6 protein-coding genes are annotated in these 7,548 nt (G+C 75.6%); 3 read left to right on the forward strand and 3 right to left on the reverse strand.

Features of this window, described 5'->3' with window-relative positions:
• The first annotated feature begins 3 nt into the window (after nt 1-3).
• The 3 genes from ET526_RS17345 to ET526_RS17355 all read left to right on the forward strand — a co-directional run bounded on the left by ET526_RS17345 (nt 4) and on the right by ET526_RS17355 (nt 4,541).
• On the forward strand, nt 4-1,992 hold the full coding sequence (locus ET526_RS17345; protein WP_135469393.1) for an acetyl/propionyl/methylcrotonyl-CoA carboxylase subunit alpha: 1,989 nt from the start codon (nt 4-6) through the stop codon (nt 1,990-1,992).
• A gap of 93 nt (nt 1,993-2,085) precedes the next feature.
• On the forward strand, nt 2,086-2,997 hold the full coding sequence (locus ET526_RS17350) for a Tll0287-like domain-containing protein (RefSeq protein WP_135469395.1): 912 nt from the start codon (nt 2,086-2,088) through the stop codon (nt 2,995-2,997).
• Complete coding sequence (locus ET526_RS17355) at nt 2,994-4,541, forward strand: mechanosensitive ion channel family protein (protein WP_135469397.1); 1,548 nt, start codon at nt 2,994-2,996, stop codon at nt 4,539-4,541. The genes ET526_RS17350 and ET526_RS17355 overlap by 4 nt, the downstream gene beginning before the upstream one ends.
• Before the next feature lie 145 nt (nt 4,542-4,686).
• On the opposite strand, the gene ET526_RS17360 is transcribed toward ET526_RS17355, so the two are convergent.
• From ET526_RS17360 to ET526_RS17370, 3 genes are all read right to left on the reverse strand, one after another.
• Nucleotides 4,687-5,166, reverse strand: a complete 480-nt coding sequence (locus ET526_RS17360; protein ID WP_135469399.1) for a hypothetical protein — start codon at nt 5,164-5,166, stop codon at nt 4,687-4,689.
• Nucleotides 5,167-5,245: 79 nt separating this feature from the next.
• Nucleotides 5,246-6,640: a dihydrolipoyl dehydrogenase gene (lpdA, locus tag ET526_RS17365; protein WP_135469401.1), complete on the reverse strand. Its 1,395-nt coding sequence runs from the start codon at nt 6,638-6,640 to the stop codon at nt 5,246-5,248.
• A 1-nt stretch (nt 6,641) separates the two neighbouring features.
• Nucleotides 6,642-7,548 (reverse strand): dihydrolipoamide acetyltransferase family protein (locus tag ET526_RS17370; protein ID WP_135469404.1); only part of this gene is annotated, 907 nt, incomplete at its 5' end.

Here is a 7,548-nt window from a genome sequence, read left to right on the forward strand (position 1 = left end):
GCCATGTTCCGCACCCTGCTCATCGCCAACCGCGGCGAGATCGCCTGCCGCATCATCCGCACCGCGCGGCGCCTCGGCATCCGCAGCGTCGCCGTGTTCAGCGAGGCCGATGCCCACGCCCTGCACGTGCGCATGGCCGATGCCGCCTTCCCGATCGGCGGCGCCCGCGCGACCGAGAGCTACCTGCGCGCCGACCGCATCCTGGAGGCGGCGCGCGCCGCGGGGGCGGAGGCGATCCATCCCGGCTACGGCTTCCTGTCCGAGAACGCCGACTTCGCCGAGGCCTGCGCCGAGGCCGGCATCGCCTTCGTCGGGCCGCCCGCCTCCGCCATCCGCGCCATGGGCAGCAAGGCGGAATCGAAGCGGCTGATGGAGCAGGCCGGCGTGCCCATCGTTCCCGGCTACCACGGCGAGAACCAGGACGAGGCGCACCTCGCCGAGCAGGCCGCGCGCATCGGCTACCCCGTGCTGATCAAGGCGAGCGCCGGCGGCGGCGGCAAGGGGATGCGGCCGGTGCTGGCGGCGGGCGACTTCGCGCGCGAGCTTGCCGGAGCGCGGCGCGAGGCGAAGGCCGCCTTCGGCGACGACCGCGTGCTGCTCGAGCGCTACCTGCAGCGCCCGCGCCATGTGGAGGTGCAGGTCTTCGCCGACGCGCAGGGGCACACCATCCACCTGCACACCCGCGACTGCTCGGTGCAGCGCCGCCACCAGAAGGTGCTGGAGGAGGCGCCGGCCCCCGGCCTCTCCCCCGCATTGCGCGAGCGCCTGCACGAGGCTGCCGTCGCCGCCGCCCGCGCGGTCGGCTACGTCAATGCCGGCACGGTGGAGTTCATCGTCGAGGGCGAGGACGCCTTCTTCATGGAGATGAACACCCGCCTGCAGGTGGAGCATCCGGTGACGGAGATGGTCACCGGCCTCGACCTGGTGGAGTGGCAGCTCCGGATCGCCGCCGGCGAGCCGCTGCCGCGGCGCGAGGCGCCGCCGCCGCGCGGCCATTCCGTCGAGGTGCGGCTCTACGCCGAGGATCCGGCGCAGGAGTTTCGCCCCTCCAGCGGCCCGCTGCGCCGCTTCCGCCTGCCCGAGCCCGCCCCCGACCTGCGCATCGAGACCGGTGTGCGCCAGGGCGATGCCATCACCCCCTTCTACGATCCGATGATCGCCAAGCTGGTCGCCTGGGGGCCGGACCGGCGGGCGGCGCTGGCGCGGCTTGGCGCGGCGCTGGCGGAGTGCCGCGTCGCCGGCATCGTCACCAATCTTGGCTTCCTGCGCCGGCTGGTGGCGCATCCGGCGATGCGCGCGGCGGAGCTCGACACCGGCTTCGCCGCCCGCCACGCCGCGGCGCTGCTTCCTCCCGCCCGCCCCGCCCCGCCCGCCGCCCTCGCCGCCGCGGCGCTCGAGGCGCTGGAGGCGCCGCCGCCCGGCCCCGCCGCCGATCCGCGCTCCCCCTGGAGCCGGCGCGACGGCTGGCGGCTGCACGGCGCCGGCGCCGTGCTGATAGAGCTGGGCGAGGGCATGGCGCGCCACCGGCTGCGGCTGACCCCCGCCGGCACCGGCTGGCGGCTGGAACGGGACGGCGCGGCGCCGCTGCGCCTGGCCGGGCACCGCCTCTCCGACCACGCGCTGCAGGTCGCGCTCGACGGCGCGGTGGAGCGCGTGGCGGTGCTGCGCGACGGCGAGGTCCTGCACGTCACGCTCGATGGCGCCGAGGCGGGGGAGTGGACGCTGCGCCTGCTCGACCCCTATGCCCCGCCGGGTGGCGAGGCGGCGGCGCAGGGCCGGCTCTCCGCCCCCATTCCGGGCCGGGTGGTGCAGGTGCTGGTGGCCGAGGGCGAGCGCGTCACCCGAGGCCAGGTGCTGGCGGTGCTGGAGGCGATGAAGACCGAGCTCCGCATCACCGCCCCGACGGACGGGGTAGTGGCGCATGTCGGCTGCGCGCCGGGCGAGACGGTGGAGGAGGGGACGGAGATCGTCACCCTCGCCGCCGCGGACTGAGCGCCGCCGGCTTGCCATCGTATCGCCCGCGAAGGAAGATGCGCCGGCATCAGCCCTGATCCGGCGGGAACCGTTGCCTTGCACAGCCCAGGCGTGAGGCGGACGGTCCGCCGCATCCTCCTCTCCGTCTTCCTGTTCGCCCTGCTGGCCGGGGTGGGGGGGTTCTACCTCCTGCTGCAGGAACGCGCGCTGCGCCAAGCGGCCTCCGAGGCGCGCATCCTGCTCACCTCCGCCCTGGCGATCCGCGAGTACACGACCGACCACATCCTCCCCAAGCTCTCGCGCCTGCCGGAGGAGGAGTTCCACGAGGAGACCGTCCCCTCCTACGCGGCGCAGACCGTCTTCCGCGCGGTGGCGCGCACCTATCGCGCCTACACCTACCGCGAGCCGGCGCTGAACCCGACCTCGCCCGCCGACCTCGCCACCCCGTTCGAGGTCGAGCTGATCCGGCGCTTCCGCGCCGACCCGGCTCTGGACGAGATCAGCGGCATCCGCGCCACCGACACCGACCGGCTGTTCTACCTCTCCCGGCCGATCCGCGTGACGCAGGAGCGCTGCCTCGCCTGCCACGGCACGCCGGATCGCGCGCCGCCCGCGATGGTGGCGAAGTACGGCAGCACGGCCGGCTTCGGCTGGCGGATGGGCGAGACGGTTGGCATCCAGATCCTGACCGTGCCGCTCACCGAGGCCATGAAGGGCTCGCTCGAACTGGTCGGCCTGCTCGGCCTCGGGCTCGCGCTGGTCTTCGGCGTCGCCTATGTGGCGCTGACGCTGTCCCTCGACGCCATGGTAGTGCGCCCGCTCCGCGCGCTCTCGAGCGCCGCCAGCGCCGCGAGCCAGAGCAGCGACACGCGCCGGCCGCTGCCGAAATCCGGCGCCGGCGAGATCCGGGACCTTGCCGAGGCGATTGAGCGGCTGCGCACCTCGCTCGGCAAGGCGCTGGTGCAGCTCGGCGGCCGCGGGGGGAGCCGCGGCGCCTCGCTGCCGGGAAGGGAGGGGGGGTGAGCCCGGGCGGCATTCCGCGCGCCGGCCGGGCAGGCTGGCCCCTTCTCGTGCTGGCCCTCGGCACCGCCGGGCTCTGGCTGCTGCACTGGTCCATCGGTGGCGACCCGCTGCTCGGCGACAGCCCGGTGCAGGAGGGCATCCGCATCGCCGCGGTCCTGGCGGTGGCGCTGCTGGTCGTGCTGGTGGGCGGGCGGGCCGTGCTCGGCCTCGGCCTCTCGGCCGCGCTCGGCGTCGAGCCTACGGGGCTGCAGCGGGCCATCGCCTACGGGCTGCTCACCTTCGCCGCCTCGGCGGTGGTGCTGGCCTCCTTCGGCTTCGACATCACCGCGGTGCTGACCACCTCGGCCATCCTCACCGCCGCGGTCGGGCTCGCCATGCAGCCCACGCTCGGCAGCCTGATCTCCGGCGTGGCGCTGCACATGGACCGCGTGCTGCGGGTGGGCGACACCATCGTACTGGACGACCGGCTGGTGGAGATCGTCCGGCTGGACTGGCGCACCGCCGTGGGGCTGCGCAAGGACGGGACGATGGTGGTGGTCCCGAACGCCCGCATCAGCAACGAGACGCTGGTCGTGCACCCCGCCGGCGCCCCGGCGCGGCTCGACACCCTGTTCGCCGCGCCCGTCGACGTGCCGCCCCAGCGCGTGACCGAGATCGTGGCGGAGCTGATCGCCGATTTCCCTCAGGTGAACGTGACCCTCCCCATCATGGTGATGCTCGACGCGCACGAGCCGGAGCACGCCGCGATCCGCTACCGGGCGCGCTACTGGGTGCACCGGCTGTGGGACCGTCCCGAGATCTCGAGCGAGGTGCTGCGGCGCATCTGGTACGCCTTCCAGCGCCACGGCATCTCCTGGCCGGTCCCCCGCCTCTACGAGGCCGAGCGGCGCGCGGGCCGCCCCTCCTGCCACGCCGACGGCCGTGGCCTGGCCGAGGCGGTGCTGGCGGCGCTGCCGCCCGGGACGGGCGAGGAAGGACGAGGGGCGGCGCGCCGGCTCGCCGAGGGAGGGCGCCTGCTCCTCTACGCGCCGGATGAGCGCCTCATCCTGCCGGCCTGCTGCGAGGACCACCTCCTGCTGCTGCTCTGCGGCGCGGTGCGCATCGAGGCCGGCGGGTTCGCCGGCGCCCCGCCGCCGCTGCCGATCCAGAAGCTCGGGCGCGCGGCCGTGCTGCGGCGGACCGCGGACATGCTGGCCCGGCACATCGGCCCCTATGCCGAGCACGCCGTGCGCGAGGGTGCCTCCCGGGCGCCGAGCCTCGCGGCGCTGCGCCGGCAGGCCGCGGAGGAGATCGAGGATCCGCGCCGCCGCTTGCAATTCCTCGCGGAAGCGGGCGAGGAGGGGGAGGAGGAGGCGCCACTAGGCCCCGGCCTCGTCTTCCGGGGGCGGCGCGATGCCACCGGCCGCCTCGGCGCCGATCCGCCGCTGCGCGCGGTGGAGGAGGTCGCGGTGCTCGCCATCCCGCCCGCGCTGGCCCCGCTGCTCGCCAGCCTGTCACGACCGGGCGACGGGCATGACGCGGCGACGCGGGCGGGTAGCGCCTGAGTCCGTTCGGGCGGGATCACCCGGACGGATGACGATGCGCGCGCAAGCGATGGGCCGGGGCATCCGCCGCGAGCCGGGGCGGATGGGAAGCGCTCTGCCGCCTTGATCCGCGGAGGGGCGGATTTGGCGGGCGGTGGAGGGCCGGTCAGCGGCCTGCCCGGCGCCGGGAGGCGGCCATGGCCTTTCGCAGCGGGTCGCGCAGGAGCAGGCCGGCGGCGCGCAGCGCGGCGCCGAGATGGATGGCGGGCGGCATGGCGGCATAGGCCGCGGCCGGGGGCAGCCAGGTGGCGAAGCCGGCCAGGGCCTGCTGCCGGGCGCCGCGCTGCGCCAGGGCGCAGGCGAGCAGCAGACGCGCCTCCTGCCCGGTGACGCGGGGGCAGAGCAGGCAGCCGAAGCCGAGCGGCCGCAACCCCGCGGCGAGGCGCAGCAGCGCGTCGAGCGGCCCGGTGGCGGCGAGGGCGTCCTCCGCGACGAAGGGGGGATGCAGGGCGGCAAGGGTCGGCCGGCCCGCCTCCGCGGCGGCGGCCCAGCGGCGCATCCCTTCCAGCAGCAGCGCCTCGGGGGGTGGCAACTCCTCGGGCGGCGCGCCGGTCCAGGGCCAGGCGGGAAGGCCATAGGTCGCCATGTGTCGTCTCCTCCTGGATGCCGGGGCAGCCTAGTGAAAGTGCGAATGATTCGCAAATACCCAGAGCGGTCCCGCCGGATCACAGGTGCAGGGCGTGGCCGAGCGCCATCCGCGCCGCCTCCTGCACCGCCTCGCCCCGCGTGGGGTGGGCGTGCACCGTGGCGGCGACATCCTCCAGCCGCGCTCCCATCTCCAGCGCCAGGGCGAAGCCGGCGGCGAGTTCCGAGACGCCCTGGCCGACCGCCTGGATCCCGAGCACCAAATGGTTGTCCGCCCGGGCGACGATGCGCACGAAGCCCTCTTCCGCATCCTCGGCCAGCGCCTTGCCGTTGGCCGAGAAGGGGAACTGCCCGAGCCGCACCTCATGCCCCGCCTGCCGCGCCTCGGTGGGGGAGAGGCCGACCGCCACCACCTCGGGGCTGGTGAAGCAGATCGCCGGGATCGCCACCGGGTCGAAGGCGCGGCGCTCCCCGGCGACGATCCCAGCCACCACCTCCCCCTGCGCGATGGCGCGGTGCGCCAGCATCGGCTCCCCGGTCACGTCGCCGACCGCCCAGACATTGCGCATGGAGGTGGCGCAGCGCTCGTCCACGCGGAGGAAGGGGCCGTTCATCGTCAGGTCCAGCCGTTCCAGCCCGAAGCCGCGGGTGCGGGGCCGGCGCCCCACGGCGAGCAGGATGGCATCCGCCGCGATCCGCCGCTCCCTTCCCTCCGCCGTGGCGACGCGCAGCGCCGCCCCCTCCTCCGCGAGGCCGCGCGCCTCGGCCCCGGTCAGCACCTCCATGCCGAGCCGCTCCATCCGGCGCAGCACCGGGCGGGTCAGTTCCGCGTCCCAGGCAGGCAGGATGCGCTCCGCCGCCTCCACCACCACGACCCGGGCGCCGAGCCGGGCATAGGCCATGCCGAGCTCCAGCCCGATATAGCCGGCGCCCACCACGGCGAGGTGCTCCGGCACCTCGGTCAGCGCCAGCGCCCCGGTCGAGGAGAGGACGCGCCCGCCGAAGGGCAGGCCGGGCAGGTCCGCCGGCTCCGACCCCGTGGCCAGCAGCAGGTGCTCGGCACGGATGGTCTGCGGGCCGGTGTCGGTCTCGACGCGGCAGGTCTTGCCGTCGAGGAGCTCCGCCTGCCCGTGCACGGTCCGCACCCCGCTCCGCTTCAGCAGCGCCGCCACGCCCCCCTGAAGCCGGCCGACGATGCCCTCCTTCCACTCCATGGCGCGGGCGAGGTCGAGGCTGGGGCGGCCGAGCCGCAGGCCGAAAGGCGAGGCCTCCGCCTGCTCCGCCGCGCGGCCGAACGCTTCCGCCACATGGATCAGCGCCTTGGAGGGGATGCAGCCGATGTTGAGGCAGGTGCCGCCGAGCCGGTCCCGCTCCACCAGCACCGTGTCCACGCCGAGCTGCCCGGCCCGGATCGCCGCCGCGTAGCCGCCGGGCCCGCCGCCGATGACGAGCAGCCGCGCCGTCATCTCCCCCATCTCAGCCCTCCATGAACAGCAGCGCCGGCGTCTCCAGCAGCGCCCTGATGCGCTGGACGAAGGAGGCCGCGTCATGGCCGTCCACCACGCGGTGGTCGAAGGAGGAGGAGAGGTTCATCATCCGCCGCGGCACGACCCCCCCTTCCCGCCAGACCGGCCGGACGGCGATGCGGTTGACGCCGATGATCGCCACCTCCGGCCAGTTGACCACCGGCGTGCTGGCGATGCCGCCGAGCGCGCCGAGGCTGGTGATGGTGATGGTCGAGCCGGCCAGCTCCTCGCGCGTCGCCAGGCCCTGCCGCGCCGCCTCGACGACGCGGCGCAGCTCGGCCGCGCAGCCCCAGAGGTCGCGCGCCTCGGCGTGGCGCACCACCGGCACCAGCAGGCCGGAGGCGGTCTGGGTGGCGATGCCGAGATGCACCGCGCCGTGGCGGCGGATCACCTCCGCCGCATCGTCGAAATGCGCGTTCATCTGCGGGAACTCGGCCACCGCCCTGACCACGGCGCGCATCAGGAAGGGCAGCAGGGTCAGCCGCGGCCGGTCGGCCCCGGCGGCGCCGGCGTTCAGCGCCTCGCGCAGCGCCTCGAGCGCGGTGACGTCCACCTCCTCCACGTAGGAGAAGTGGGCGATGCGCCGCGTCGCCTCCGCCATCCGCTCGGCGATGCGCCGGCGCAGGCCGGCGAGGCGGATCTCCTCCACCTCGGTGCGCGGCGCCGGCCCGGTCGGCGGCGGGGCACCGCCGCCGCGCAGGAAGGCGTCGAGATCCTCGTGCAGGATGCGCCCGGCCGGGCCGCTGCCGCGCACGAAGCGCAGATCCACCCCGGCCTCGCGCGCGCGGCGGCGCACGGCGGGCGAGGCGATCGGCTTCTCCCCCGGCGGGCGCGGCGGCCCGGCCATGGGCGGCCGG

Origin of the sequence: Crenalkalicoccus roseus, assembly GCF_004761865.1 — a bacterium.
Lineage (GTDB): Bacteria > Pseudomonadota > Alphaproteobacteria > Acetobacterales > Acetobacteraceae > Crenalkalicoccus > Crenalkalicoccus roseus.

Excerpts from the sequence above, each read along its gene's own strand:
- lpdA (WP_135469401.1), bottom strand. The coding sequence starts at position 6,640 with ATGGGGGAGATGACGGCGCGGCTGCTCGTCATCGGCGGCGGGCCCGGC.
- ET526_RS17360 (WP_135469399.1), bottom strand. The coding sequence starts at position 5,166 with ATGGCGACCTATGGCCTTCCCGCCTGGCCCTGGACCGGCGCGCCGCCC.
- ET526_RS17345 (WP_135469393.1), top strand. The coding sequence starts at position 4 with ATGTTCCGCACCCTGCTCATCGCCAACCGCGGCGAGATCGCCTGCCGC.